Genomic DNA, 25303 nt, shown 5'->3' with positions numbered 1-25303 from the left:
CATGAGGGTCCTCGAGCAGCCCGTCGCGCCGCCGCTCCGCGCGGAGCCCGAGCGGCCGCTCCGGATCGCCGCCGTGGGCGGCGGGACCGGCCTGCCCTGCGTGCTCGAGGGGCTCGCCACCGAAGGCGCCGACGCGGACGAGGAGGGCGAGCAGCTGATCGTCACCGCCGTCGTCACGACCGCGGACGACGGCGGGAGCTCGGGCGAGCTCCGTCGCCGCTACGGCGTCCCTGCGCCCGGCGACGTCCGCAACTGCCTCGTGGCGCTCGCCGGAGGGACGAGCCCGCTCGCCGCCGTGTTCCAGCACCGCTTCCCGGGTGACGGCGCGCTCGGCGGGCACACCATCGGCAACCTCGTGCTCACGGCGCTCGCGCAGCGGCTCGGGGACTTCGGCCGCGCCGTCGACGCCGCGGCCGGGATGCTCGGCGTGCGCGGGCGGGTGGTCCCCGCGACCGCCGCCCCGGTGGAGCTCGTGGCGGAGCTCGACGACGGCCGCGTGGTGCGGGGCGAGACGGCCATCGCCGCGGCGCACGGGCGGGTCGCGACGCTGCGGCTCGCCGGCGCGGGCGTGGCGCCGGAGTCGGCCATCGAGGCGATCGGCGAGGCGGACCTGGTCGTGCTCGGGCCGGGGAGCCTGTACTCGAGCGTCCTCGCGGGGCTCCTCGTGCCGGGGATCCCCGAGGCGCTGCGCTCCACCTCCGCGACCCGCGTGCTGGTCGTGAACCTCTTCACGCAGGCGGGGGAGTCAGACGGGCTCGACGCCGCCGACCACGTGCGCGCGGTCCAGCGCCACCTCGGGGACGTGGTGGACGTCGCGCTCGCGCAGCGGCCGCCGCTCCCGGCGGAGGCGGTGGCGGCCTACGCGGCGGAAGGCGCCGAGCCGGTGCGAGTGGACCGGGAGGCAATCGACGCCGCCGGGGCGGTGCCGATGGTGGCCGATCTCATCGCGGGGGGAGCGCCGGGCCGCCACGACCCCCGCAAGCTGGCGCGCGCGCTCCTCGCGATCGCGCGTGTCCGCTGACGCTTCGAGGAGACACCTTGATCGAGACCGCCGAGACCGTCCTCGTCGCCGCTCCCGAGCGGGCGGGCGCCCGCTACGAGGTCGAGGAGCTGCGGGGGCGTGCGGCGTTCGACGCGCTCCGGGAGGAGTGGAACGCGCTGCTCGCGCGCGGGCCGGTGGACGTACCCTTCTCGAGGCACGAGTGGCTCGCGGCCTGGCTCGACGCGTTCGCCCCCGACGCGCCGCTCCGGGTCCTCGTGGCGCGCGGTCGCGGCGGCCGCGCAGCCGGGATGGCCGCGTTCCTGGTGGAGCGGGAGCGAGGCGTGACGCGGCTCGTCGCGCCCGCCAACGATCACTCCTGCCGGGTGGAGTGGGCGCTCGGGGACGACCCTCCCGGCGCGGTCGCAGCGCTCTGGGAGTACCTGCGCGACGAGCTGCGGTGGGACGTGCTCGTGCTGCGCGACCTCCCGCGCGAGGGGCCGACCTCGGTGCTGCTCGAGACCGCCGCCCGCGCCGATCGCCACCTCACCGGTCGCTGGGAGTCGCTGCGCACCCCGTACGTCGAGCTCGCGGGAGGCGGCGCCGAGCAGCGCGTCAGCTCCAAGTTCCGCGCGAACCTGCGCCGGCGCGCGAAGCGGCTCGGGGAGATGGGGGCGGTGGCCCTGAAGCGCGTGGACGACGCGGAGGGGCTCGACGTCGCGGTGGCGGAGTTCCTGTCGCTCGAGGCCAGCGGCTGGAAGGGGGAGGGCGGCACGGCGATCGCCGGCGATCCGGCCCTGGTCCGGTTCTACGCACGCATCGCCCGTGACGCCGCGGCGCGCGGCGGCCTCGCCCTCCGCGCGCTCACCCTCGACGGCCGCGCCGTCGCGGTGCACCTCGGGATGGTCCACCGCGGCGTCTACTACCTCCCGAAGACCGCGTACGACGAGCGGCTGGGACAGGTCTCGCCCGGGCAGCTCCTCCAGCGAGAGGTGCTCGCCGAGTGCGAGGCGCGCGGCCTCGCACGCTTCGACTTCCTCGGGCCGGACATGGAGTGGAAGCGCGACTGGGCCCCGGCACACGCGCCCCATGACTGGCTCTACGTGTACCGGCCCTCCTTCGCCGGGAGGGCCATGCACACGTTGAAGCACCGGGTCCGGCCGGCCGTGAAGGAGGCGCTCTCGTGGTGGAGATGAGTCGAGCGATGGCGGTCCGGACCTGGCCCACCGCGCGCGAGTCCCGGCGGCGCTACATCCCGGCGCTGCCCACGCTCTGGCCCGGGATGCTCTCTCCCCTGGCCGCCTCCCGGCCGCCCGCCTTCCCGTTCGGCGCGAAGCGCCTGACGCGCTACTACCTCGCGCGGAACGCCGTCTACCACGGCGCGAAGCTGCTGGGGCTGCCGGCCAACGAGGTGCTGGTCCCGGCCTACCACCACGGCGTGGAGGTGGGGGCGCTCGTCGCGGCCGGAGCGCTCCCGCGCTTCGTGCGGGTGGACGCGCGCATGCGCCTCGACCTCGAGGATCTCGAGGCCAAGATCGGTCCCCGCACGCGGGCGCTGTACGTCATCCACTACGCGGGGTTCGCGCAGCCCATGGACGACGTCATGGCGGTCGCGCGGCGCCACGGGCTGCCGGTGATGGAGGACTGCGCGCTGTCGCTCCTCGCCGCCGAAGGGACGCGGCCGCTCGGCTCGGTGGGCACGCTCGGGATCTTCTGCTTCTACAAGACGCTGCCCGTGCCGAACGGCGGCGCGCTGGTGGTGAACGACCCCGCGCTGCACGGCGACGTGCCGGCCCCCGAGGCCGCGCCGCTCGTGTCCACGCTGTCCCACGCGACCGGCTCGCTCCTCCAGAACGCCGCCTTCCGGCTCGGCGAGGCGGGCGAGGCGCTGCGGGGCGCGGCGCGGCGCGCCTACGCGCTGGTGCGCGGCGCGACCGGCGTCCGGCCGGTGTCCACCGGCACCATGACCTTCGATCCGGCGACGGTCGACCTCGGGATGAGCGCGGTGTCCGAGCTCATCGCGCGGCGCCTCGACGGGGAGGCGATCGTCGCCGCGCGACGCCGCAACTACTTCCTGCTCCTCGGCCGCCTGCGCGAGCGCGTCTCGCCGGTCTTCCCGGAGCTGCCCGCCGGCGCGAGCCCGCTCTTCTACCCGCTCCTCTGCGACGACAAGGCGGCGGTGGCCGCGCGCCTCGCGGCCCGCGGCATCGAGACGGTCGACTTCTGGCGCACCGGGCACCCGCTCTGTCCGGACGATTCCTTCCCGGACGTGCAAGCGCTCCGGCGCCGCGTGCTGGAGCTGCCCGTCCACCAGGACCTGCAGCCCGACGACATGGCGTACCTCGCCCGGTGCGTGAAGGAGGCCCTCGAGTGAACCCCGCGGACCAGGCCCGCCCCGCGGGCGGCCTCACGGTGCTCGAGCACCGGGACGCGGCCCGGCTCGGCGCGCTGAAGGAGGAGTGGCGCGCGCTGTTCGACGCGGCGCAGGCGCCGTCGCCGTTCCTCTCGTGGGAGTGGCTCCACACCTTCCACCGCTGCTTCGCGGCGCGCCGGCCGATCTGGATCCTCGAGGCGCGCGATCCCGCCGCGCGCCTGGCCGGCCTGCTCGTGCTGTCGGGGCGCCACGGACTCCTCGGCGAGCGGCGCTGGAGCCTCCTCGGGAACGGCCTCACCGGCGCGGACGGCCTCGACGTGCTCGCCCGCCCCGACCTGGCGGCGGCGGCTCGCAGCGCCGTCGCGCGCGCGCTGGCCGCGGGCGTGACGCGGTGGGACGTGCTCGACCTCGAGGACCTCCCCTGCGGCTCGCCGACCCTCTCGGCGCTGCGCGAGGCGATGGCGCCGACGGGCGTGCGTACGCAGGTGGAGCGCGGCTTCGTCTGCCCGGGGTTCGTCGTGCGGGGCACGTTCGAGGAGCACCTCGCGCGGATCCGCCGGCGCGAGACCTACGGCCGTCGCGTCCGATGGCTGGAGCGACAGCCGGGCTTCCGCGTCGAGGTGACCACGAGCCAGGAGGAGGCGGCCGCGGCGATGGACGACTTCCTGCGGCTCCACCGCCTGCGCTGGCAGGTCGAGGGAGGCTCCTCCGGGATCCCGCCCGGCCCCGTCGAGGACTTCCACCGCGAGCTCGCGCCGCTGCTCGCGGAGCGCGGCTGGCTGCGCCTGTATCGGCTGTTCGTGGGGCGGGACGCCATCGCGGCGGTCTACGGCCTCGAGGTGGGCCGCCGCTTCTTCTACTACCAGTCCGGCTACGACCCGGCGTGGTCGGCGCGCAGCCCGGGGGTCGTGCTGGTCGGGCGGACCGTCGAGGACGCCTACGCGCGCGGGCTCACCGACTACGACTTCTTGCGCGGCACCGAGGCGTACAAGATGGACTGGGCGTGGGATCGCCGCGAGACGTGCAGCGCCCGGCTCCAGGCGCCGTCGGTGCGGGCGGGCACGGCGGTGGCGGCGCAGGACGCCTTCCGCGCCGCGCGGGGGTTCGCGAGATCCGTGGCGCCGGAGCTGGTGTGGGGAGCCCTCCGCCGGGCGCGCCGCTCGCTGGAGGCGAGCGGGCTCGCGGGGGCCCGGGGCGGCTGACTGGCGATGCTGCGCTGGCGGGGCCCGGGCGCGAGACGGCGGGGCCCGAGCGGTTGAGGGAGCGGGAGCGAGGCGGAAGATGCCGGAGCGTGCGGACAACAGCCCCAAGTGGATCCTGAGGCGCGCGGTCAAGGCCGCGGCGGCGGGGACGTTCCTCGTCGCCGGCGTGCACCGGGCGGTGCGGTCGTTCCAGCGACGGCGGGCGGGTGGGACCCGCGTGGTCGTCCTCTCCTATCACCGCGCCACGCTCGACTTCGAGGCGAGCACGCGGGAGTCGATCGCGTCGATGTTCGTCTCCGCGCAGACGATGCAGCGGCAGATCGAGGAGCTGGCGCGGAGCCGCGAGATCGTGTCGCTGGCGGACGCGCGGCGGATCCTCGCCGAGCCGCCCGGCACGCGCCGCCGCGACGCGTTCGTCGTCACGTTCGACGACGGCTACGGGGACAACCACCACGTGGCCATGCCGGTCCTCGCGGCCCTCAAGGTGCCGGCCACCTTCTTCGTCGCGACGGGTTACATCGGCACGAGGCGGCGCTTCCCGCACGATCGGCTGTTCGCCTCGCTCACGGAGCTGAGCCGGCGCGGCATCCCGATCGAGCGCGCCGGGTTGCCCGGGGCGCTGCAGGCGCTCCTCACGGCGTGCACGGAGGCGGGGCCCGCGGCGACGCTCGACCGCCTCATCGCGCGCCTCCCGCACGACCGGCTCACCGCCATCGCGGACGCGCTCGAGGCGCGGACCGGGCTCGCGGAGCAGGATCTCCCGGACGACACGCGCGCCATGACGTGGGACGAGCTCGCGGAGCTGCGCGCGGCGGGGATGGACGTCGGGGGTCACACGGTGAACCACGCCGTCCTCTCGAACCTCCCGCTGCCCGAGGCGCGCCGCGAGATCGCCGGCTGTCACGAGATGATCGCCGAGCGCCTCGGGCCGCCGCGCCACTTCGCCTACCCGAACGGCTACTACACTCCGGCGGTGCGGCGCGCGGTGGCCGAGGCGGGCTTCGAGACGGGGCTCACCACCGAGGACCGCGAGAACGCCCGCGGCGGGGATCCCTTCGCGATGTCGCGCAAGGTGCTGTGGGAGAACTCGACGCTCGGCCCGGTCTCGTACAGCGCCGCGCTCGCCATCTGCAACCTGGACAGCGTGTTCCACGCCCTCGGGCTGGCGCACCCCGTCTCTGGCGAGCGGCCCGACGCGCTCCCGAGCGCCGTCGAGGACGAACCCAAGCCTTCGTCCGCTCCCGGGCCGAGGGGCTCGGCCGCGCCGGGCCAGAAGGGCTCGGCCCGGGAGCGGGCGGCTTCCTGAGGCGCTCCGCCCGAGGCGGGGCGCGCTGCGCGTGCGCACGCCTGCCCGGCCGGCCGCCGAGCGGACCCCGAACGGACGGTGGCCGGGCGGCCCGGGGTGCGCGCACCTTCTAGGCCACAGAGGTGGACATGGTTCATGCAGACGCAGCGACGCTCGACTCGGCGCTCCACGACAGGCAGGAGTGGATCGAGCGCGCGAGCCGGCGGTGGCACCTGCTCCTGCACGGCGCCACGCTCGCGTTCGTCGTGATGCTGTACTCGAACCCCCAGTTCTGGTGGCCCTCGTTCGAGAAGTTCCGCCTCGCCTTCGTGGCGATGGGCGTGGGCGCGCTCGCCCTGGTCATGCACCGGCTCACCTCGGGCGAGCGCATCCGCGTGGGCGGCCGGGCCGCGATCCCGATCCTCCTCTACCTCTCGTTCATCCCGCTGTCGTTCGCGTGGACGATCTCCGTGCCGGACACGCGCGTCGCCACGATCGAGGCCGCCAAGATGGCGATCGTGTTCGTGGTCGTGCAGAACGCGGTCGACGGCCCCCGGCGGCTGCGGCGCTTCATGCTCGTCGGCACGCTCGCGGCGCTCGGGCCCGCGCTCGGCGCGATCGACGTCTGGCGGAACGACGACGCGCTCATCGACGGGTTCCGCACGCACTGGCGCGGCGCGTACGCCGACCCCAACCGGCTGGCCATGGCGCTCATCGCGGTGATGCCGTTCGCGCTCTACGGCGCGGTCACCGCGCGGCGGCGCTGGGCGCGGCTGGTGTTCGCGCTGACCCTGGCCGCGCAGCTCGGCGCCATCGTGCTCACGCACTCGCGCTCGGGCTTCGTGGCCGCGGGGCTGGCGCTCGCCCTGTTCCTCTTCCGGGGCCGGACCCTCACGCCGCCCAGGAAGGTCGCCGCGGCGGCGGTCATCGCGCTGGGGATCGTCGCCTTCGCGCCGGCCACGTTCTGGCAACGCCAGGCCACCATCGCGTCGTACGAGACGGACGTGTCGGTCGCGGGGCGAGAGAACGCCTGGAAGGTGCTGGGCGTCATCATGGAGGAGCGACCCTTCACCGGGGTCGGCGCCGCCGCCTTCATCCAGGCGTGGGGACGTTACGCACCCCTCGAGGCCGGCGGGCGCCGCTACATCGCCCACAACCTCCTGCTCGAGATCGTGGGTGAGCTCGGCGTCGTCGCCTTCGCGCTCTTCTGCGGGTTCGCGGCGTGGCTGCTGCCGAAGCTCTGGCGCGCGGGCTCCGATCCCCTGGTCGGGACCGAGGCACGCGCCATCTTCGGCGCGCTCGCCGGCTACCTCCTCATCGAGATGGCGAACGGCTACTCGCTGTCCTGGTTCCTCTACTTCCTGTTTGCGTGCGCGCTCGTGACGATCCGGCTCTCGCGCGCGCGTGCGGCGCTGGGCAGGGAGCTGCCGCCGTGGGCCGCCCGCTGAAGGTCCTGGTCTTCCAGGATCGCTTCCAGCTCGGCGGGCAGGAGCGCCAGACGGTCCTGAACGTCCGGACGATGGACCGGACGCGCTTCGAGCCGGTCGTGGCGACGCTCCACGACGACGGCGAGCACCTCGACGACCTCGCCGCCGCCGGCGTGCGACCCTTCGTGTTCGACATCGGCAGGGCCATGCTCCGGCCGAACACCGTCCTCCAGGTCGCGCGCCTCGTGCGGTTCGCGCAGCAGGAGGACATCCGGATCGTCCACGCGCAGGACCTCTACACGAACCTGCTCGGCGCGATGGTGGGCCGGGTCGCCCGCGTGCCGGTGATCGTCACCCGCGTCGATCTGGGGCACCAGCTCACCAGGCGTCGCAGGCTGCTCCTCGCGCTCGCTTCGCGGCAGGCCCAGCGCGTGCTGGTGAACGCCCTCTGCATCCGCGAGCACGCCATCCGCGACGGCGTGGAGCCGGACCGGATCACGGTGGTGCGCAACGGCGTCGACCTGCACGAGCTCGACCGCGCCGCGCGGCGGAGCCCCGACGGTCCGGTCCCCGAGCCCGGCGCGGTGGTGTGCGTGGCGAACATGCACCATCCCGTGAAGGGCCAGACCGACCTCCTGCACGCCATGCGGGAGGTGGTCCGCGACCGTCCCGAGGCGCGCCTGGTGCTCGTCGGGGACGGCGCGCGGCGCCCGCTCCTCGAGCGATGCGCCCGCCAGCTCGGGATCGCCGAGCACTGCCACTTCCTGGGCCACCGCCGCGACGTCCCGGCCATCCTGGCGCGCGCGAGGCTCGCGGTGTCGGCGAGCCACGCGGAGGGGATCTCGAACGCCATCCTGGAGGCGATGGCCGCGCGCCTGCCGGTCGTCGCCACCGCCGTGGGCGGCTCGCCGGAGATCGTGCGCGAGGGCGAGGACGGCTTCCTCGTCCCTCCCGGCGCGCCCGCGGCCCTCGCGCGGCGCATCCTGGAGCTGCTCGACGACGCCCCCCTGCGCGCCCGACTGGGCGCGCGGGGCAGGGCGATCGTCGAGCGCGAGTTCTCGCTCGAGCAGATGCGCGCGAGCTACGACGCGCTCTACGAGGACCTCACCGGGCTCGACGTCCCGCGGCTCGTGTACGGGGCGCCCTCTCGCGAGGCCGGCGCCCGCTGAGCCCCCGGCCGCGGTCGAGCGGCCTCGCCGCGCTCCCTCACGGCGCGCCGGCGGGACGGCGCGAGCGAAACACGGCGAGCACGGCCGCCGGACGCACCCCGGTCATCCAGAGCACGGCGAGGTAGACCGCCGCGGCGGCGGCGCCTGCGACGCCGAGAGGAAGGAATCGGTAGAGCGCGGTCGCCGCCGAGCCGGGCCCCTCCAGCGCCGGGGCGGCGCGCAGGATCGCGACCGCGGCGATCGACGCGAGGACCCCCCCGATCGCCGCGCGCGAGATCTCGGCCCACGGGACGAGCGCCTGGAGCGAGGGGCAGACCCCCTCGTCCGCCAGCGCGCGGGGCAGCCGCGCCGCGAGCACGATCTTGCCGACGAGCTCGGCGGCGACGTACGAGGCGGCGCCCCCCACGATGCCGTAGCGGGTCACTCCGACCCAGACGAGGGGCACGGTCGCGACCGCCTTCACGACGTAAGCCCGGAGCAGGTGGCGGGTCTCGTTGCGGGCGCGCAGGGCGGCGTCGATGGGGAAGATGCCCAGGGGAATGGCGAGCAGCCAGACGCGGAAGATGGTCGCCGAGGCGGCGAACCGCTCGCCGAAGATGGCGAGGATGAACTCGGGCGCGAGCGCCCACAGCAGCACGATCCACGGCAGGAGGTAGCGAGCGAGGTGCCCCGCGGCCTCGCGGAACGCCGCCACGCTCTGCCCGGCTCGCCCCTGCTTCTCGAGGGCGCCGAGGCGGACCATGAGCACCTCGCCGGTGGGGGTGTAGAGGAGGTCGACGAACGGCGGGTCGAAGCAGCCGGCCGCGTAGATGGCGAAGAGCGCGGGGGCGACCGAGCTCGCCACCACGTACTGGTGCGCGTACTGCTGGGGGATGGCGACCAGCATCGCGAGCCCGAACGGCAGCGCGTACGCCAGCTGCCCCGCGAAGAGGCGGCGGTCGAACACGGGACCGCGGGTCCCGCCCAGCATCGTGACCCAGGTGGCCACCAGGCGAAGCGCCGCGAAGGCGGTGAGGGTCGCCATCATGGCGCCCAGGCCGCGTCCCGTCGCGGCGGGGACGACGAAGGCGGCGGCCCGCGCGCTGTCCCAGACCAGGTAGGTGATCGCGGAGCGGCGGGTCTGACCGCGGCTCGTCATCGAGAGCTCGAGCGGAGAGGCCGCCACCGTGAGCCCCGCGTAGAGGGCGAGGAGGAGCCGGTGGTCCAGGAGCTCGGGGTTGTCGAACGCTGCGGCGACCCGCGGCATCGCCGCGTGCAGGCCGACCGCCGCCACCGCGCCGGCCACGAGCAGGAAGAGCAGCGTCTGACCGAAGTAGACCCGGGGATGCGCCGCGCGGGGGATGAAGTAGTAGAGGCTCTGGCCGACGCCGAAGGGCAGGATCGACGAGAGCGTCAGCGCGATGAGGAACAGCTGCTTGTAGGTGCCGTACTCGGAGAGCGGGAGGACCCGGGCGAGGACGAGCGGGATCGAGAGCGTCAGGACGGCGGTGAACAGGCGCGCCGCGATCAGCGGGCTCGCCTGGCTCATGAGGGACGTCTCGCTCGCGCCCGAGGTTCCGTCGCCGCCCGCCATATCCTCAGAGACGGTCGGGATCCGGGGGAGCGCTGGCAACCGGTTCCCCTCCGCTCACCCTGCTGGGCAGGCGGGCGGATCCCGGACACCGTCCGTGACGTCCCGTGACAACCGGGTGCTGACGTGGTCTGCTCACCCCGATGTCGAGCGATCCCGCCGCCGTGTGCAGCCACGTCGCCGAGGGCGAGGCGCCGATCCTGTACGCCGCGCGCGCCCGCGAGGGAGCGCCGGAGTGGCTATTCCGCTGCGAACGCGCTCCGCACGACGTCGAGGACGAGCGGCTTTCGTCGCTCGAGGAGGTCGTCGGGAGGGACCCGTCCACCGTCGAGATCGCCCTTCACCCGCGTGGAACGGTGCTCGCCCGCGCCTCGGTCGGTGGGCGCTGGCACGTGAAGGAGGGCACCTTGCCCCTTCCGGGGCGGCCGTCGCGCCGCTGGCCTTCCCTCGATCCGCGCTTCGCGCCGCGCCGCGGCGAGCCGCTCGACGCGCGCGACCTGCGTGTGCTCGCCGACGTCGCCGAGGTCGGCTGGCACGTGGTCCAGGCGGTCGAGACCGGTCGCAGCCATGCGTTCACGATCGGCCTCTTTCGCTCGTTCGATCACCCCGAGGTCGTCCTCTTCGGCTTCGGACCGGAGATCCGCGAGGCGGCGCTCGACCGGCTGGGCGCGCGCGTGCGCGCGGGAGAGCGCTTCGAGGACGGTGGCGTCGCGGACGGGATCCTGGCGGATCGACCGGTCACGTTCCGCGTGGTCGCCCGCCGTCATTACCTCGCCTACCTCGGATACGCCGGGTGGTACCACGGCGGTCCCCGCTTCCCGGCGCTGCAGGCGGTGTGGCCGGACGCGGAGGGGCGGTTCCCGTGGGAGCGCTGGTTCTCCCCCGCGCTCCGGGAGGCCGAGCCCATCCTGTCCGAGCTCGAGCCGGCCTAGCCGCTTCGCGCCTGGCCGGCGGCGTCCCGAAACGCCACCGCCCCGCGCGTGCCGCTGGAACGCGGCGCGGGCGGGGCGGGGACGCCGGCGAGCGCCGGCGGTGCAGCTTCGGGCTACGGCTCCTTCTTCTGCGGCTCCGACTCGAAGAAGCGCATCGCGGCGGACTGCGGCAGCGCCGCGAGCGGCTGCACCTCGGCGGCGCGTCCGCCGAGCGTCGCCTTGAGGACGTCCTTGTTCATGCGCGAGATCACCTCGAGCTTGATCCCGGCCGGGCAGACGGCCTCGCACTCGCCGATGGTCGTGCAGTGACCGAAGCCCTCGGCGCGCGCCTGGTTCGTCATCGAGATCGCGCGCGCGAGGCGCTCCGGCTGCCCCTGGGGGAGGTGGCCGAGATGCGCGATCTTCGCCCCGGTGAAGAGGGCCGCCGCCGCGTTCGGGCAGGAGGCCACGCAGGCGCCGCAGCCGATGCAGGCGGCCGCCTCCATCGCGCGATCCGCGTCCTGCTTCGGGACGAGGATCTGGTTCGCCTCGGCGGCGCTGCCGGTGCGGGTGGAGGTGTAGCCGCCCGCCGCGATGATGCGGTCGAGGGCGGTGCGGTCGACGATGAGGTCGCGCAGCACCGGGAAGGCCGCCGCGCGCCACGGCTCCAGCCGGAGGACGTCGCCGTCCTTGAAGTGGCGCATGTGCGTCTGGCACACGGTCGCGTTGCGGAGCGGCCCGTGCGCCTCGCCGTTGATGAGGAAGCCGCACATGCCGCAGATGCCTTCGCGGCAGTCGGAGTCGAACGCCACAGGCTCCTTGCCCTCCGAGACGAGGCGCTGGTTCAGCACGTCCAGCATCTCGAGGAAGGACATGTGCTCGTTGACCTCCGGCAGCTCGTGCCGCTCGAAGCGGCCGGGGTCGCGGGGGTTCTTCTGACGCCAGATGTCGAGGGAGATCCTCACTTGTAGCTCCGCTGGGCGAGGTGGATGTTCTCGAACACGAGCGGCTCCTTGTTCAGGACCGGCGTCTCGCCGACGCCCTTGAACTCCCAGGCCGCCGCGTACGTGTACTCCGCGTCGTTGCGCTGCGCCTCACCGTCCGGCGTCTGGTACTCGACGCGGAAGTGACCGCCGCAGGACTCGTTGCGCTGGAGCGCGTCGAAGCACATGAGCTCGGCGAGCTCGAAGAAGTCGGCCACGCGGCCGGCCTGCTCGAGCTGCTGGTTCAGCTCCGTGCCCGAGCCCGTGACGCGAAGCTCCCGGTAGAACTTCTCGCGGAGCTCGGGGATGAGGGAGAGCGCGTGCGTGAGGCTCTCCTTCGAGCGCGCCATGCCGCAGTCGTTCCACAGGAGGTTGCCGAGCTCGCGGTGGAGCTGGTCGGCGCTCTTCGTCCCGCCGATCGACATGAGCTTCTTCGTGCGCTCGTTCACCTCGCGCTCGGCGTCCTTCACGGCCGGGTGCGACGTGTCGATCTTGGCGAAGCCGCCGCGGGCGAGGTAGTCGCCGACGGTGGTGGGCAGGACGAAGTAGCCGTCCGCGAGCCCCTGCATGAGCGCGCTGGCGCCCAGGCGGTTCGCGCCGTGGTCGGAGAAGTTCGCCTCGCCGCCGACGAACAGGCCGGGGAGGTTGGACATGAGGTTGTAGTCCACCCAGAGGCCGCCCATCGTGTAGTGGACGGCGGGGTAGATGCGCATCGGGACGTCGTGCGGATCCTCACCGGTGATCCGCTCGTACATCTCGAACAGGTTCCCGTAGCGCTCGTCCATGACCTTCCGGCCGAGCCGCTTGAAGGCGTCGCGGAAGTCCAGGTAGACGCCGAGACCCCCCGGGCCCACGCCGCGCCCGTCGTCGCAGGCGTTCTTCGCCTGGCGGGAGGAGATGTCGCGAGGCGCGAGGTTGCCGTAGGTCGGGTAGATCCGCTCGAGGTAGTAGTCGCGCTCCGACTCGGGGATCTGGTCCGGCGACCGCTTGTCGCCGCGCGCCTTGGGCACCCACACGCGCCCGTCGTTGCGGAGCGACTCGCTCATCAGCGTGAGCTTCGACTGGTAGTCGCCCGACTTCGGGATGCAGGTCGGGTGGATCTGGGTGTAGCAGGGGTTCGCGAAGAACGCGCCCTTGCGGTGGGCACGCCAGATCGCCGTCGCGTTGGAGCCCTTGGCGTTCGTCGACAGGTAGAAGACGTTGCCGTAGCCGCCGGTCGCGAGCACCACCGCGTCGGCGACGTAGGAGGAGATCTTCCCCGTGACGAGGTCGCGGACCACGATGCCGCGGGCGCGCCCCTCCACGACGATGAGCTCCAGCATCTCGGTGCGGACGAACTGCTTCACGGTGCCGGCCGCCACCTGCCGCTGCAGGGCCTGGTAGGCGCCGAGCAGGAGCTGCTGACCCGTCTGGCCGCGCGCGTAGAAGGTGCGGGAGACGAGCGCGCCGCCGAACGAGCGGTTCGCGAGCGCGCCGCCGTACTCGCGGGCGAAGGGGACGCCCTGCGCGACGCACTGGTCGATGATGTTCACCGACAGCTCGGCGAGGCGGTAGACGTTCGCCTCGCGGGCGCGGAAGTCGCCGCCCTTGATGGTGTCGTAGAACAGGCGGAACACCGAGTCGCCGTCGCCCTGGTAGTTCTTGGCGGCGTTGATACCGCCCTGGGCCGCGATGGAGTGCGCGCGGCGGGGCGTGTCCTGGAAGCAGAAGTTCAGGACCTCGTACCCGAGCTCACCCAGCGTCGCCGCGGCCGCACCGCCGGCGAGGCCGGTGCCGACGACGATGACGCGGTACTTCCGCTTGTTGGCGGGGTTGACGAGCTTCAGGTCGAACTTGGCCTTCTCCCACTTCTTCTCGATGGGGCCGGAAGGGATCTTGGCGTCGAGCGGCATGTGTTGGTTACCCCACGAGGCCGACGATGACGGCCAGCGGAACGGCGGAGAACCCGAGCGTCAGGAGCACGGCCAGGCCGATCGCGAACTTCTGGATCGTCGGCGAGATACCGCGGTTCGAGAGGCCGAGGGACTGGAACATGGAGTAGAGCCCGTGCCACAGGTGGAAGCCGAGCCCGATCATCGCGACGACGTAGATGGCGAAGCCGAGGCCGCGCGAGAGGCTCGCGACGATGTTGGCGTACACCTGCCCGTGCTCGAACCTCGGGTTCACCACCCCGATCGTGAGATCGAGCAGGTGGTAGACCACGAAGCCGAGGATGAGCAGGCCGCTCCAGATCATCGTGCGCGACGCCGTGGACGACACCACCGGACGGTAGTCCTGGTAGCCCACGGGCCGCGCGCGCTGGCGGTCCATCCAGAGCTCGATGCCCGCGAGCGCGTGCACGAACACCGCGACGAGCAGCACGATCCTCGTGAACCAGAGGAACGGCATCGAGATGCGGAGCAACTCCGCATAGTGGTTGATCTTCTCGGCACCCTGGAACACCTGCAGGTTGCCGATCATGTGAACGAGGACGAACAAGAACAGCACGATCCCCGTCACGGCCATGAGCGCCTTCTTGCCGACGGCGCTGCTCCAAAGCGCGCCCAGGCGCGAAGCGCGGGGCACGGACACAGGACTCACCGAGGTCGACATGAGGCGACACGGTGCCAGACCACGCGCGGGTACGCCAGTCCCGGGAGGGGCTCTTTGCGGGCCAGACCGGTCCGCTAATTTCCGGCAATGAATCGCATCTGCGTGTTCTGTGGATCCGCAACCGGAACAAACACTCTTTACGCCGAGACGGCGCGCGCGGTCGGCAGGGCGCTCGCGCGGCGTGGCCTCGGCCTCGTTTACGGCGGCGGGAGCGTCGGGCTCATGGGGGCGGTCGCGAACGGCGCCCTCGAGCTGGGCGGCGAGGTGGACGGAGTCATTCCTCGCGCGCTGCAGGCGCGCGAGCTCGCGCACGGCGGCCTGACCCGTCTTCACGTGGTCGCCTCGATGCACGAGCGCAAGGCCAAGATGGCCGAGCTCGCCGACGCGTTCCTCGCGCTGCCGGGCGGCATGGGCACGCTCGAGGAGCTCTCCGAGATCCTGACCTGGGCCCAGCTCGGCCTGCACGTGAAGCCGTGCGGGGTCCTCGACGTGGGGGGATATTACCGGCCGCTCGTCGCCTACTTCGATCACGCCGTCCAGGAGGGCTTCCTCCGCCCGGAGCACCGGCGGCTGGTGCTCTCGGGCGACGATCCCGAGGCGCTGCTCGACGCCTTCGCGAGGTACGAGCCGCCGCTCGTCCAGCGCTGGATCGACGCCGGGACCACCTGAGCGGCGGGCGTGAATCCGTTGCGACACGCGGGCCGTCCGTCCACGCGTCGCACGGCACGGCACCGGGCAGGGGAGGGGCGCCGCGCCGCCGCCAGGGGCAGGAAAAGACGTGTGATGTCGCGGTGCGGCGCCGGGGCGACGGGGCCCGGGCCTGGCCGTCGCCGGCCCGCCCCCCAGCCCGGCACGTTTGTGGCTTCTGCGACGGCGGGACGGACGCCACGTCCGCCGGAGGAATCATGCTCGCTATCCTGCTCGCCGCCGCCCTGGCCGCGGCGCCCACCCAGGACACCCTCGTCATCAAGGATGGCACCCGCCTCACCGGCACGATCGTGGAGGAGAGCCCTACCGCGGGCGTGACGATCCGGCTGGAGGACGGGACGCTCCGCCGCTTCGATCCGGACGCGATCGTGCGGATCGAGCGCGGGAACGCCGCTCCGGGCCCGGCCGCGGTGGCACCCCCGCCCGCGGGCACCGCGGTGCCGCAGGGGCCGCTCGATACGGTCTATCTCGTCTCCGGGGGGCGCGTCCGCGGCAGGGTGATCGCGGAGCTGCCGCGCGAGGGGGTGACCATCCAGCTCCCCGACGGCTCGACCCGGCGCTTCCCGTCCGATCAGATCACGCGGATCGAGTACGCCGACGGGTCGGTCCGAGTGCGCCGCGGGGCCCAGCCGCGCCCTCCGCCTCCGCCTCCGGCGGCGATGCCCCCGCCGCAGCCGATACCGGCGGCTCCGCCGCGGCCGCGCGGCTACGCGCCCATCGCCCCGTTCTATGCGGCGGTCGGCCTGGGCGGGATCGGGTTCGGCGGCGAGATGGGGGACGGGGTCGAGACGGGAGACGTGCTGGAGGGGCAGTTCGACGTGTGGCTCGAGGGCGGCCTGCGCCTCACCCCCGCCCTCGGCCTCGGCCTCTACGGCGACATCGGCTTCGGCGACGCGGGCGACGTGTACCGCCAGGCCTGCAGGACCTCGGGGCTCCACGACTGCATGTCGTCCACCGCGAAGTTCGGCCTCCTGCTCCGGCACACGTGGGGCGCCACGGAGCCGCTGGGCAAGTGGCTCGCGGTGGGCACCGGGTTCGCGTGGGCCAACGTCTCGACCTCGGACTACGACGGGCGCGAGCTCGTCACCTACACCGGCCACGAGATCCTGCGCCTCATGGGCGGCATCGATCTGCGCTCGAACCCGGTGTTCGGCGTGGGGCTTTACGGCGGCGTTTCCTGGACCTCGTACTGGGACGTGGACGTGGAGGGGCTGCCCGAGCGATCCATCGACGACCGCGACCTCCAGCCGCTCTTCGAGGGCGGCGTGCGGTTCACGCTGTTCCCGTGAGCTCCCGCGCGCGCGCCATCAATCCAGGCGGGCGCGCCGGAGCCGGAGCGCGTTCGAGATCACCGTCACCGAGCTGAAGCTCATCGCCGCGCTGGCGATCATGGGGGACAGCAGCCAGCCGAAGAGCGGGTAGAGCGCGCCGCCGGCGAGCGGGACGCCCACGGCGTTGTAGGCGAACGCCCAGAACAGGTTCTGCCGGATGTTGCGCATGGTGGCGCGTGAGAGCCGGCGGGCTCGGACGATGCCGCCGAGGTCGCCCCTCACGAGCGTGAGCCCGGCGGACTCGATCGCGACGTCGGTGCCGGTCCCCATGGCGATGCCCACGTCGGCCGCCGCGAGCGCGGGCGCGTCGTTGATGCCGTCACCGGCGAAGGCGACGGCGCGTCCGCGGGCGCGCCAGCGCGCGACCGCGTCGGCCTTCTGCGCGGGCAGCACCTCCGCCTCCACCGCGTCGATCCCGAGCTGACGCGCCACGGCCGCGGCCGTGGTGCGGCTGTCGCCGGTGACCATCACGATCTCGAGCCCCTCGGCGTGCAGCGCCCGGATCGCCCCGGCGGCGTCGGGCTTCACCGGATCGATCGCCTCCACGATCCCGGCGGCGCGGCCGTCGACCGCGACGAGCATGACCGTGCCGCCGTCGGCGCGGAGGGCCTCCGCCGGCGCGATCAGCGGGGCCGCCTCGACGCCCAGCTCCTCGAGCAGCGCCGCGTTGCCGAGCGCGACGGCTCGCCCCTCCACCGTGCCGACGACGCCCTTGCCGGCCAACGCGCGGAACTCCCGCGCCTCGACGAGCCGGAGCCCGCGGGCGAGCGCCCCCGCGACGATGGCGGAGGCGAGAGGGTGCTCCGAGCCGCGCTCGAGGCTGGCCGCCAGGCGGAGCAGCTCGTCGCCGGCGAGGTCTCCCGCCGCCTCGACGCGGCCGAGGGCCGGCTTGCCGCGGGTGAGGGTCCCGGTCTTGTCCACGAGGAGCACGTCCACCTGCTCGAACCGCTCGAGCGCCTCCGCGCTCTTCACGAGCACGCCCGCCGCCGCGCCGCGCCCCGTCCCGACCATGATCGCCATGGGGGTCGCGAGCCCGAGGGCGCACGGGCAGGCGATGATGAGCACGGCGACGGCGGCCACGAGCGCGTGGGCGAGGCGCGGCTCCGGCCCGACGGTCGCCCAGGCCACGAAGGCGATCCCGGCGGCGGCGACGACCGCCGGCACGAACCACCCGGACACCACGTCGGCGAGGCGCTGGATGGGCGCGCGGCTGCGCTGCGCGTCCATCACCATCCGGACGATCTGGGAGAGCAGCGTGTCCTTGCCCACGCGCTCCGCCCGCATGACGAAGCTGCCGTTCCCGTTCAGGGTCGCGCCCGTCACCGGATCGCCCTCGCGCTTCTCCGCCGGGACGGGCTCTCCGGTGACCATCGACTCGTCGACGGACGAGCTCCCCGACAGCACGACGCCGTCCACCGGCACCTTCTCGCCGGGGCGGACCCGCAGGCGATCGCCCACGCGGACCTCGTCGACGTCGACGTCGCGCTCCGTCAGATCCGCCTCGACGCGCCGGGCGGTCCGAGGCGCGAGCTTGAGCAGCGCGCGGATCGCGCCCGAGACCCGGCTGCGCGCCCGCAGCTCGAGGATCTGGCCGAGGAGCACGAGCTCCACGATCACCGCGGCCGCCTCGTAGTAGACGGGCGGCGCGCCGTGCTCGAGGAAGGCGGGGGGGAACGCTCCGGCGGGCAGCAGCGTCGCGGCCGCGCTGAAGAGGAAGGCCGCGGCCGTCCCGAGCCCGATGAGCGTGAACATGTTGAGCTTCCACGTCCGGAGCGACAGCCACGCGCGCTCGAAGAACGGGAGACCGCCCCAGAGCACCACCGGCGCGGAGAAGGCGAGCTGGAGGAGCGCGAAGGCGCGGAAGCCCAGCCGCTCGCGCACCGCCATCCCCGCGAGCATGTCGCCCATGGCGAGCGCGAGGACGGCGAGGGTGGGGAGCAGGCCCCACCAGAAGCGCCGGCTCATGTTCTCGAGCTCGGGGTTCGGCGGCTCCTCCGCGGAGGGCATGCCGCCCACCACGAGCGGCTCGAGCGCCATGCCGCAGCTCGGGCACGGCACCGGCTCCTTCTCCCGGACCTCCGGGCACATCGGGCACACCCACACCACCTCCCCGCCGGGCGGCGGGGGAGGGGCCTCCTTCGGCATGCCGCCGGGCCCGTGCGCGAGGTAGGGCGCCGGGTCGGCCGAGAACTTGGCGAGGCACTTCGGGTTGCAGAAGTAGTAGCGCACCCCGCCGTGCTCGTGCGCGCCGCCCTTCGGCGCCTTCGGGTTCACCTCCATCCCGCAGACGGGATCGAGCGCGAAGTAGCGCTCCGGCGCCGCCTCGAAGCGCGCGCGGCAGTCCTCGCTGCAGAAGTGGTAGGCGTAGCGGCCGCGCTGCACGATCCCGCCCTGCGGGTTCTCGCGGTCGACGTCCATCCCGCACACGGGGTCGCGCGTGGGCGGCGGGGCGGCGGCGACCGGGTTCGTGCCGGAGCTGTTCTGCATCTCGGGTTCTCCTGATGGTGCAACGATCCGGGGGAGGCCTGAGCGCGGTGGGAGCCACCGGGGCGCGGGACGGTTCCCCCTGGGGGCTCAAGTGCCCGCCGCGCCCGCGGCGGCGAGGTGCCGCTCGACGGTAGAGAGCACGTCCTCGAGCTCGAAGGGCTTCGCCAGCCACCCCTCGGCGCCGATCTCCTCGGCGCGCGCGCGGGCGTTCTCGGCGGCGGTCACGACGACGATCGGGCAGGCGTGTCCGTGCCGCGCGCGGAACTCCCTCGCGAACTCCCAGCCATTCATCCCGGGCATGCGCATGTCCAGGAGGATGACCCCCGGCATCTCCTCGTCGACGCGGGCGAGCGCCGCGAAGCCCTCCGGCGCGGTGCGCACCCGGTGGCCCGCGTCCTCGAGGATCATCTCGAGGAGCGACAGCAGGTCGGGATCGTCCTCGACGACGAGCACGCTGCGTGGAGTCACGGCGCGCCCTCGTCGGCGAGCGGCACGCTGAAGTGGAAGGTCGAGCCGTGGCCGGGCGTGCTCTCGAACCACATGCGCCCGCCGTGGCGGGCCACGATCTCGCGGCTCATGTCGAGCCCCAGCCCGAGGCCGCCGTAGTCCTGGGGGGTGCCGGCGTGGGCGCGGTAGTACCGCTCGAAGATGCGCGCCTGCCGCTCCGGGGCGATGCCGAGGCCGCGATCCTCCACCGAGAAGACGGCGGCGCCGTCGCGCGCCTCGACCCGCGCCGCGACGGGTCCGCCGCGCGGCGAGAACCGGATGGCGTTGTCCACGAGGCTCGTGATGACGCGGGCGAGCCGCTCGCGATCGGCGCGCACCGGAGCCGGGACGCTCGAGACGGTGATGTCGTGCGCCGGGGCGGAGCCGCGCATCCGGCCGACGACCTCGTCGGCGAGCGCGCCGAGATCGAAGCGGTGCAGCCGCTCGTCGCGGACGTCGAGCCGCAGGCGCGTCGTGTCGAGGAGGTGCTGCACGAGCCGGTTCAGGCGATCGACCTGCCGCTGGATCACGACGAGCGCCTGCGCCTCGGCCGGCTCGCGCTTCTGCAGGAGCTGGGCGTACGCCTTGATGACGGCGAGCGGCGTCTTGAACTCGTGCGCGGCGGTGGAGAGGAACTCGTCGCGAAGCTCGTCGAGGCGCCGCGCGGCCGAGACGTCGCGGAGGACCGCCACCGCGAGCTCCGTGCGGCCGCCGGAGACCAGCACCGGCGCGGCGGTGACGGAGAGGAAGACGTCGCGCCCGTCGGCGGCGCGGACGATCCCGTCGTAGGCCGGCACGCGCTCGCCGGAGAGGGCGCGGACGGTGGCGAAGCGCTCGTACGGCACGGGCGAGCCGTCGAGGTACCGGAGCTGGAAGCGCCGCCCCCACTCCTGCAACGGCAGCAGCAGCTCCGTGCGCGCTCCGACGCGCAGGAGCTCGGCGGCGGCCTTGTTCACCTCCACGATCTGGGCGCGCGTGTCCACGACGAGGACCGCGTCGGCCATGCTCTCGATGGTGGCCCGGATCTCCGCGCCCCGAAGACGCAGGCCGTGCTCGCGGCGATGGATGAGCGCGTACAGCAGCGCCGAGGTGACGAGGACGAACCCGATCCCCTTCGCGGTCTGCAGGGCGGTGCGGGCGTGGTCACCCACGACCGCCTCCACCACCCGGTCCGAGAGGCCGATCCACAGCGAGGCGACCAGGGCGTAGGCGCCGACGATGCGGCCGGGGGACCACGGGAGGCGGCGTCGCCAGCGAGGAGTGCGGGAGAGCTCGGGGAGGGTGGCTCCGGGCGCGCCCGCGCGCTGGGAGGGGCCGGAGGTCACCAGGATTGTCTAGCGACACCACCCGGAGTTGTCACCCCGGCCGCGCGACCTCGGCCCGGTGTTCACCCATGGTGCATACGGCGCGTCGTGGCGGGGCGGACCGCCGAGCGCCCCAAGCTCGCCGCCAGCTTGGGAGATTTTGCGCTCCGACGGCGGCGCACGCATCCCTTGCGCGGTGCGGCAGCGCGTCCGGCCCTCCGTCACGCGCAATTGCAGTCGAACGCGGGGAGGAGCACCCGCGGCCTGGTGGTTGCATAACGATATAGCGATGTCGCTATGTATGCGATGCTGCGCTTCGAGGGAGCGCCTCGGCCGAGGGCTCGGCGACACGGGCGCAGCGCCAGGCGGTCCGGCCGCGAGCGCCCCGCGCGCTCGTGAGGCGCGCCCGCGGACCGGTGAGATCCACGGCCGAGCGCCCGCTCCGGAACCTCATGGGGGAGCGTGGGCTCTACCGGTCGGTCCGCGGTGGTGCGGGCAGCTCGTGGCGTGACGGCAGTGGAGGAAAACGGATGGAGAAGAACCCCAGCAGATTCTGGAATCCCTACGCCGGAGGCGTGGCGCTCGGGCTGGTGTTGCTCGCGACCTTCCTGCTCATGGGCAAGGGCCTCGGGGCGTCGGGGGCCACCTACCGGCTCGGCGTCTGGGCGCTGGACGGCGTCGCGCCGGCGCACGCGCAGAGCGTGCCCGCGATCGCGGGCGTCGTGGAGGAGGGCCACCCGCTCGACGACTGGCTCGTGTTCGAGGTCGTCGGGATGCTCGTCGGCGGCGCCCTCGCGGCGATCACCTCGGGGCGCTTCTCCCGCGAGGTCCTGAAGGGGCCGAGCTTCTCGAGCGCGGGACGGATCGGGTTCGCGATAGTGGGCGGCGTGCTGATGGGCTTCGCCGCGAAGTTGACCCGCGGCTGCACGTCGGGACAGGCGCTCTCGGGCGGCGCGGTGATGTCCGTGGGGTCCTGGGCCTTCATGCTGTCGGTGTTCGCGGGCGGCTACGCCGTCGCGTGGTCCATGAGGAGGCAGTGGCGATGACGACGATCTTCCCCATCGACGCGCTCTCGGACGAGCGCCGCGCGCTCGGCCTCGGCGTCGCCGTGCTCGTCGGGATCGCCTTCGGGTTCGTCCTGGAGCGCTCCGGCTTCGGGCGGGCCCAGAAGCTGGTCGGCCAGTTCTACGGAAACGACCTCACCGTCCTCAAGGTGATGTTCACCGCCGTCGTGACCGCGATGCTCGGGCTCGTGGTGCTCTCCTCCGCGGGGATCGCGGACCTCGAGGCCATGCAGTTCAACTACCCCACCTACCTCTGGCCCATGATCGTGGGCGGCCTGCTGCTCGGCGCCGGGTTCGTGACGTCCGGCTATTGCCCGGGCACCTCGCTCGTCGCGACGGCCTCCGGCAAGCTCGACGGAGCGGCGACCGTGCTCGGCGTGGTCGCCGGCGGGCTCGTCTACGCGCACGTCGAGCCCGCGCTCGGCACGTTCCCCAACTCCGGCAAGCTCGGGGCGCTCTCGCTCTCCGAGTGGCTGGGCCTGCCGGCCCCGGTCGTCGCTGCGTTCGTCGTCGCCATCGCCATCGCGGCGTTCCTGGGGGGCGAGCGCATCGAGCGCATCGTCGCCGGCGGCACGCCGGAGGGCGCCGCCCCGGGCGCGGCGCGCAAGTGGATCTTCGTCGGGCTGGTCGCGGTCGCCCTCGCCGGCGTCGCGATGCTCGCGCTCCCGACCGGCACCTCGGCGGCGCCGTAACCCCGCCGCTCACCCCGCAGTAGAGACGAGGAGAAGACCGATGAAGAAGCTGCTGTCCGCCGTCGCGCTCGCCGTCGCGTTCGCGCTCGCCACCGCGACCCCGGCCCAGGCCGAGGAGAAGATGCTCGGCACCGTCACCAAGATCGAGCTGTCCGGCGCGTCCGCCGTGGCGACCCTCAAGGACGCCAGGAGCGGCGCCGCGGTGGACCTGCTCGTCGACGACACCGTCACGCTGGAGAAGTTCAAGGACAAGCGGATCGGCGTCGGCGACGAGATCAAGGCCAAGTACGAGCAGAAGGACGGGAAGAACCACTCCACCTTCTTCAAGAAGGCGGGCGGCTGCTAGAGAGCTCCGCGCTCCTTCCCCCGGAGCCGGAGCTGGGCTGCGGCGCGCCCCCTGCGGCGCCGCAGCCCGTTTTTCGCTCCTCGATCGAAACGGATAGTGAAATGTCCAACATGATCCGCAGCCTCGCGCTCGCCGCGGCGATCCTCGCCGGGCCCGCGCTCGCCGGGGAGCACCCCGGCAACGACGTCATCCGCGAGAAGGGCTACCAGGGCCCGAGCACCTGCGAGGAGTGCCACCCCGGCAGCGCCAAGGCGTTCCTCGCCACCGTCCACTGGAAGCACGCGTCGAAGGTGACGAACGTGGACAACCTGGATCCCCGTCAGGAATACGGGATGAAGAACCGCATCTACACGTTCTGCAACGGCAACGACATCGTCAACGATCTCAAGGAGATCCCGCAGAACGAGCTCGGCAAGACGAAGCTCACGGGCTGCAACAGCTGCCATCCCGGGAACCACCTCTCCGACGTCGGCTCCACCGGGCCCGACGCGGAGGCCGCCATCGACTGCCTCGTCTGTCACTCGAGCAAGTACGACTACTCGAAGCGCAAGCCCTTCAAGACGGCGGACGGCAAGGTCGCCATCGGGCAGGACCGCAGCAAGGAGGCGGCCCTCGCCGTCGGCAAGCCCACCGTGAAGGCGTGCATGACCTGCCACGAGACCGCGGGCGGCGGCCAGCTCATCAAGCGCGGCTTCGCGTTCGACGCCGAGCACGACGTCCACGCCGCGAAGGGCATGACGTGCGCCGATTGCCACAAGGCGAAGGACCACAAGATCCCGACCGGCTTCGACCCGAACAACTGGGCGAACGACGGCGTGCGCATCGGCTGCGCCGACTGCCATGGCGCCAAGCCGCACAAGGACGCGGACTACGACGCCCACACCGCCAAGCTCGCCTGCCAGACCTGCCACATCCCCACCTCCGGCGGCGCCGTCGCCAAGGATTTCACGAAGTGGGCGAAGGACGAGTCCACCGGGTTCTACGAGCCGTCCACCATCCGCCGCGACCCGGCCGGCACGAAGCCCGTCTACGCCTGGTTCAACGGCAACGTCCGCAACGAGCCGCACCTCATCGGGCCGAAGGGGAGCCGCTCCGACCCGAAGAGCAAGATCTTCCCCTTCAAGATCTACGAGGGGCGGGCCTACTACGACCGCCGCACCGGCAAGCTCCTCTCCATGGACTTCGCCCAGCCGACCGCCACCGGCGACACGCTCGCCGGCGTCGCCTCCGCCGCGAAGACGCTGGGGCTGAAGAAGGTGGACCCGGTCCCCGGCTGGCAGACCATCTACTTCTCGAACAGCCACCTCGTCACCAAGACGAAGGCGCTGTCCTGCGACCGGTGCCACACCGCCAACGGGCAGCTCGACTTCGAGGCGCTGGGCTACTCGAAGGGGGAGATCGCGCGGCGGAAGCTGAAGAGCGCCGCGCTCTGGTTCGACCGGCTCCACGAGAAGGAACGCAAGAAGGAAGAGTGGTGAGCGTGAACGGCGGGCGGGCGCGTCGCGCCCGCCCGCGCTATCCTGTCACCGACGTGCCGAGCCCTCGCCCAGAGCCGCCCCTCGCCGACGACCCCGACCGTGCCGGCCGGATCGCGGAGGTGCTGAAGGCGGTCGCGCACCCGCTGCGGCTGCGCATCGTCGCGTCGCTCTGCCGCGAGGAGCTGAACGTGTCGGCGCTCGCCGAGCGCCTCGGCGCGAGCCAGGCGATCGTCTCGCAGCAGCTCCGGATCCTGCGCAGCCTCGGGCTCGTGGCGGCGACGCGTGAGGACGGCTTCGCGCGCTACCGCCTCGCCGAGCCGGCGCTCGTGGACCTCGTGTGCTGCATGGAGCGCTGCGAGCGGTGAGGCCGTGAGAAGCTCGCTCCACCGAGCGATCCTCGCCGGCGGGGTCGTGGGAGCGGGCTTCTAGGCGCGGTCGAGCTGCCGCTCCTGTCGCCCGGAGGAGGAGGCGAGGCCGATCAGCAGGAGGTAGACGAGCGCCACGACCGGGGTGGCGACGAGCACGTCGCGCGGACCCTCCAGCGCGTGCCCGGGATCGCCGGAGGCGTGGAGCCCGAGCTCGCAGGCCTGGCGCACCACGGCGGCCGCTGCGGCGTACACCACGACCTGCGGCCACGTGGACAGCCGCCAGCCCACGATGAAGCAAGCGAGGAGCTCCGGCGCGAAGAGGGCGCCCCACATCCACGCCGGCACCGTCCCCGTCGCCGCGATCGACGCGAGGATCGCGCCCCGGTGGATGACGAAGTGCGAAAAGGCGTGCGCGGCCAGGATGCCGCAGAGCGACACTGCGAGCCAGGGCAGCTCGGCCCGGATCTTGCTCCCTCCCCGTGACATTCGGTCGCACTCCAGCATGGGGCAGGCTGGGAGGCAAATCCGAACGTGGACCAGATCCTGC

23 protein-coding genes are annotated in these 25303 nt (G+C 73.2%); 15 read left to right on the top strand and 8 right to left on the bottom strand.

The genetic code is table 11. The features are described from left to right. Position 1 precedes the first annotated feature (1 nt). The 7 genes from yvcK to ANAE109_RS13355 all read left to right on the top strand — a co-directional run bounded on the left by yvcK (position 2) and on the right by ANAE109_RS13355 (position 8436). The gene (gene yvcK, locus ANAE109_RS13385; RefSeq protein ID WP_012097412.1) at positions 2-1021 is read left to right on the top strand and encodes a gluconeogenesis factor YvcK family protein; all 1020 of its coding nucleotides are present in this window, start codon (positions 2-4) and stop codon (positions 1019-1021) included. 17 nt (positions 1022-1038) lie between these two features. Further along, positions 1039-2175 carry a GNAT family N-acetyltransferase gene (locus ANAE109_RS13380; RefSeq protein WP_012097411.1) on the top strand — a complete coding sequence of 379 codons (1137 nt, stop codon included), beginning with the start codon at positions 1039-1041 and terminating at the stop codon, positions 2173-2175. Positions 2176-2183: 8 nt separating this feature from the next. Then, a complete protein-coding gene (locus ANAE109_RS13375; protein WP_012097410.1) occupies positions 2184-3353 on the top strand; it encodes a DegT/DnrJ/EryC1/StrS family aminotransferase in 1170 nt (389 codons plus the stop codon). Next, positions 3350-4555, top strand: a complete 1206-nt coding sequence (locus ANAE109_RS13370) for a GNAT family N-acetyltransferase (protein WP_012097409.1) — start codon at positions 3350-3352, stop codon at positions 4553-4555. Before ANAE109_RS13375 ends, ANAE109_RS13370 begins: the two co-directional genes overlap by 4 nt. Positions 4556-4634: 79 nt before the next feature. Next, positions 4635-5861, top strand: coding sequence for a polysaccharide deacetylase family protein (locus ANAE109_RS13365; protein WP_012097408.1), 1227 nt, complete (start codon positions 4635-4637; stop codon positions 5859-5861). Between the two features lie 128 nt (positions 5862-5989). After that, positions 5990-7288 (top strand): O-antigen ligase, encoded by a 1299-nt coding sequence (locus ANAE109_RS13360; protein ID WP_012097407.1) that lies wholly within the window; start codon positions 5990-5992, stop codon positions 7286-7288. After that, complete coding sequence (locus tag ANAE109_RS13355; RefSeq protein ID WP_012097406.1) at positions 7273-8436, top strand: glycosyltransferase; 1164 nt, start codon at positions 7273-7275, stop codon at positions 8434-8436. The genes ANAE109_RS13360 and ANAE109_RS13355 overlap by 16 nt, the downstream gene beginning before the upstream one ends. Before the next feature lie 37 nt (positions 8437-8473). On the opposite strand, the gene ANAE109_RS13350 is transcribed toward ANAE109_RS13355, so the two are convergent. Then, positions 8474-9964 carry a lipopolysaccharide biosynthesis protein gene (locus tag ANAE109_RS13350; protein WP_304411958.1) on the bottom strand — a complete coding sequence of 497 codons (1491 nt, stop codon included), beginning with the start codon at positions 9962-9964 and terminating at the stop codon, positions 8474-8476. Between the two features lie 185 nt (positions 9965-10149). Here ANAE109_RS13350 and ANAE109_RS23455 point away from each other — a divergent pair, with 185 nt between their 5' ends. Next, positions 10150-10938 carry a DUF4262 domain-containing protein gene (locus ANAE109_RS23455; RefSeq protein ID WP_012097404.1) on the top strand — a complete coding sequence of 263 codons (789 nt, stop codon included), beginning with the start codon at positions 10150-10152 and terminating at the stop codon, positions 10936-10938. 113 nt (positions 10939-11051) lie between these two features. On the opposite strand, the gene ANAE109_RS13340 is transcribed toward ANAE109_RS23455, so the two are convergent. The 3 genes from ANAE109_RS13340 to ANAE109_RS13330 are packed head-to-tail and all read right to left on the bottom strand — an operon-like array spanning position 11052 to position 14492. Continuing rightward, complete coding sequence (locus ANAE109_RS13340) at positions 11052-11882, bottom strand: succinate dehydrogenase/fumarate reductase iron-sulfur subunit (protein WP_012097403.1); 831 nt, start codon at positions 11880-11882, stop codon at positions 11052-11054. Beyond that, complete coding sequence (locus ANAE109_RS13335; protein ID WP_012097402.1) at positions 11879-13792, bottom strand: fumarate reductase/succinate dehydrogenase flavoprotein subunit; 1914 nt, start codon at positions 13790-13792, stop codon at positions 11879-11881. Before ANAE109_RS13335 ends, ANAE109_RS13340 begins: the two co-directional genes overlap by 4 nt. Before the next feature lie 7 nt (positions 13793-13799). Continuing rightward, on the bottom strand, positions 13800-14492 hold the full coding sequence (locus ANAE109_RS13330) for a succinate dehydrogenase cytochrome b subunit (protein WP_012097400.1): 693 nt from the start codon (positions 14490-14492) through the stop codon (positions 13800-13802). 87 nt (positions 14493-14579) lie between these two features. Between ANAE109_RS13330 and ANAE109_RS13325 the strand changes: the two genes are divergently transcribed. Together ANAE109_RS13325 and ANAE109_RS13320 are read left to right on the top strand one after the other, a co-directional pair. Continuing rightward, positions 14580-15161, top strand: coding sequence for a TIGR00730 family Rossman fold protein (locus tag ANAE109_RS13325; RefSeq protein ID WP_012097399.1), 582 nt, complete (start codon positions 14580-14582; stop codon positions 15159-15161). Between the two features lie 236 nt (positions 15162-15397). Beyond that, complete coding sequence (locus ANAE109_RS13320; protein ID WP_041448331.1) at positions 15398-16489, top strand: hypothetical protein; 1092 nt, start codon at positions 15398-15400, stop codon at positions 16487-16489. Positions 16490-16507: 18 nt separating this feature from the next. On the opposite strand, the gene ANAE109_RS13315 is transcribed toward ANAE109_RS13320, so the two are convergent. The 3 genes from ANAE109_RS13315 to ANAE109_RS13305 all read right to left on the bottom strand — a co-directional run bounded on the left by ANAE109_RS13315 (position 16508) and on the right by ANAE109_RS13305 (position 20829). After that, positions 16508-19018, bottom strand: coding sequence for a heavy metal translocating P-type ATPase (locus ANAE109_RS13315; protein ID WP_012097396.1), 2511 nt, complete (start codon positions 19016-19018; stop codon positions 16508-16510). Positions 19019-19105: 87 nt separating this feature from the next. Continuing rightward, the gene (locus ANAE109_RS13310) at positions 19106-19486 is read right to left on the bottom strand and encodes a response regulator (RefSeq protein WP_012097394.1); all 381 of its coding nucleotides are present in this window, start codon (positions 19484-19486) and stop codon (positions 19106-19108) included. Beyond that, positions 19483-20829 (bottom strand): cell wall metabolism sensor histidine kinase WalK, encoded by a 1347-nt coding sequence (locus tag ANAE109_RS13305; RefSeq protein ID WP_012097393.1) that lies wholly within the window; start codon positions 20827-20829, stop codon positions 19483-19485. Before ANAE109_RS13305 ends, ANAE109_RS13310 begins: the two co-directional genes overlap by 4 nt. 509 nt (positions 20830-21338) lie before the next feature. On the opposite strand from ANAE109_RS13305, the gene ANAE109_RS13300 reads away from it, so the two are divergent. The 5 genes from ANAE109_RS13300 (at position 21339) to ANAE109_RS13280 (ending at position 24753) form a co-directional block, all read left to right on the top strand. After that, on the top strand, positions 21339-21854 hold the full coding sequence (locus ANAE109_RS13300; protein WP_012097391.1) for a YeeE/YedE thiosulfate transporter family protein: 516 nt from the start codon (positions 21339-21341) through the stop codon (positions 21852-21854). Next, entirely contained in the window at positions 21851-22564 is a 714-nt protein-coding gene (locus ANAE109_RS13295; RefSeq protein WP_012097390.1) for a YeeE/YedE thiosulfate transporter family protein, read from the top strand. Before ANAE109_RS13300 ends, ANAE109_RS13295 begins: the two co-directional genes overlap by 4 nt. 40 nt (positions 22565-22604) lie before the next feature. Then, positions 22605-22910 carry a hypothetical protein gene (locus tag ANAE109_RS13290; RefSeq protein WP_012097389.1) on the top strand — a complete coding sequence of 102 codons (306 nt, stop codon included), beginning with the start codon at positions 22605-22607 and terminating at the stop codon, positions 22908-22910. A 101-nt stretch (positions 22911-23011) separates the two neighbouring features. Continuing rightward, a complete protein-coding gene (locus ANAE109_RS13285) occupies positions 23012-24388 on the top strand; it encodes a cytochrome c3 family protein (protein WP_012097388.1) in 1377 nt (458 codons plus the stop codon). 53 nt (positions 24389-24441) lie between these two features. Then, entirely contained in the window at positions 24442-24753 is a 312-nt protein-coding gene (locus tag ANAE109_RS13280) for a helix-turn-helix transcriptional regulator (RefSeq protein ID WP_041449166.1), read from the top strand. Between the two features lie 60 nt (positions 24754-24813). On the opposite strand, the gene ANAE109_RS13275 is transcribed toward ANAE109_RS13280, so the two are convergent. Beyond that, entirely contained in the window at positions 24814-25242 is a 429-nt protein-coding gene (locus ANAE109_RS13275) for a hypothetical protein (protein WP_012097386.1), read from the bottom strand. Positions 25243-25303 lie beyond the last annotated feature (61 nt).

The sequence above is a fragment of the Anaeromyxobacter sp. Fw109-5 genome (assembly GCF_000017505.1).
Classification (GTDB): Bacteria; Myxococcota; Myxococcia; order Myxococcales; family Anaeromyxobacteraceae; genus Anaeromyxobacter.
Note: the sequence above shows the minus strand (reverse complement) of the source record. Positions and strands in the feature narration are given on the sequence as shown.

Bases quoted from the DNA above. Each gene is read 5' to 3' on its own strand.
- yvcK (WP_012097412.1), top strand. From the start codon at position 2: ATGAGGGTCCTCGAGCAGCCCGTCGCGCCGCCGCTCCGCGCGGAGCCC.
- ANAE109_RS13375 (WP_012097410.1), top strand. From the start codon at position 2,184: ATGGCGGTCCGGACCTGGCCCACCGCGCGCGAGTCCCGGCGGCGCTAC.
- ANAE109_RS13365 (WP_012097408.1), top strand. From the start codon at position 4,635: ATGCCGGAGCGTGCGGACAACAGCCCCAAGTGGATCCTGAGGCGCGCG.
- ANAE109_RS13360 (WP_012097407.1), top strand. From the start codon at position 5,990: ATGGTTCATGCAGACGCAGCGACGCTCGACTCGGCGCTCCACGACAGG.
- ANAE109_RS13350 (WP_304411958.1), bottom strand. From the start codon at position 9,964: ATGAGCCAGGCGAGCCCGCTGATCGCGGCGCGCCTGTTCACCGCCGTC.
- ANAE109_RS23455 (WP_012097404.1), top strand. From the start codon at position 10,150: ATGTCGAGCGATCCCGCCGCCGTGTGCAGCCACGTCGCCGAGGGCGAG.
- ANAE109_RS13335 (WP_012097402.1), bottom strand. From the start codon at position 13,792: ATGCCGCTCGACGCCAAGATCCCTTCCGGCCCCATCGAGAAGAAGTGG.
- ANAE109_RS13330 (WP_012097400.1), bottom strand. From the start codon at position 14,492: ATGTCGACCTCGGTGAGTCCTGTGTCCGTGCCCCGCGCTTCGCGCCTG.
- ANAE109_RS13325 (WP_012097399.1), top strand. From the start codon at position 14,580: ATGAATCGCATCTGCGTGTTCTGTGGATCCGCAACCGGAACAAACACT.
- ANAE109_RS13320 (WP_041448331.1), top strand. From the start codon at position 15,398: ATGCTCGCTATCCTGCTCGCCGCCGCCCTGGCCGCGGCGCCCACCCAG.
- ANAE109_RS13315 (WP_012097396.1), bottom strand. From the start codon at position 19,018: ATGCAGAACAGCTCCGGCACGAACCCGGTCGCCGCCGCCCCGCCGCCC.
- ANAE109_RS13300 (WP_012097391.1), top strand. From the start codon at position 21,339: ATGGAGAAGAACCCCAGCAGATTCTGGAATCCCTACGCCGGAGGCGTG.
- ANAE109_RS13295 (WP_012097390.1), top strand. From the start codon at position 21,851: ATGACGACGATCTTCCCCATCGACGCGCTCTCGGACGAGCGCCGCGCG.
- ANAE109_RS13290 (WP_012097389.1), top strand. From the start codon at position 22,605: ATGAAGAAGCTGCTGTCCGCCGTCGCGCTCGCCGTCGCGTTCGCGCTC.
- ANAE109_RS13285 (WP_012097388.1), top strand. From the start codon at position 23,012: ATGTCCAACATGATCCGCAGCCTCGCGCTCGCCGCGGCGATCCTCGCC.
- ANAE109_RS13275 (WP_012097386.1), bottom strand. From the start codon at position 25,242: ATGTCACGGGGAGGGAGCAAGATCCGGGCCGAGCTGCCCTGGCTCGCA.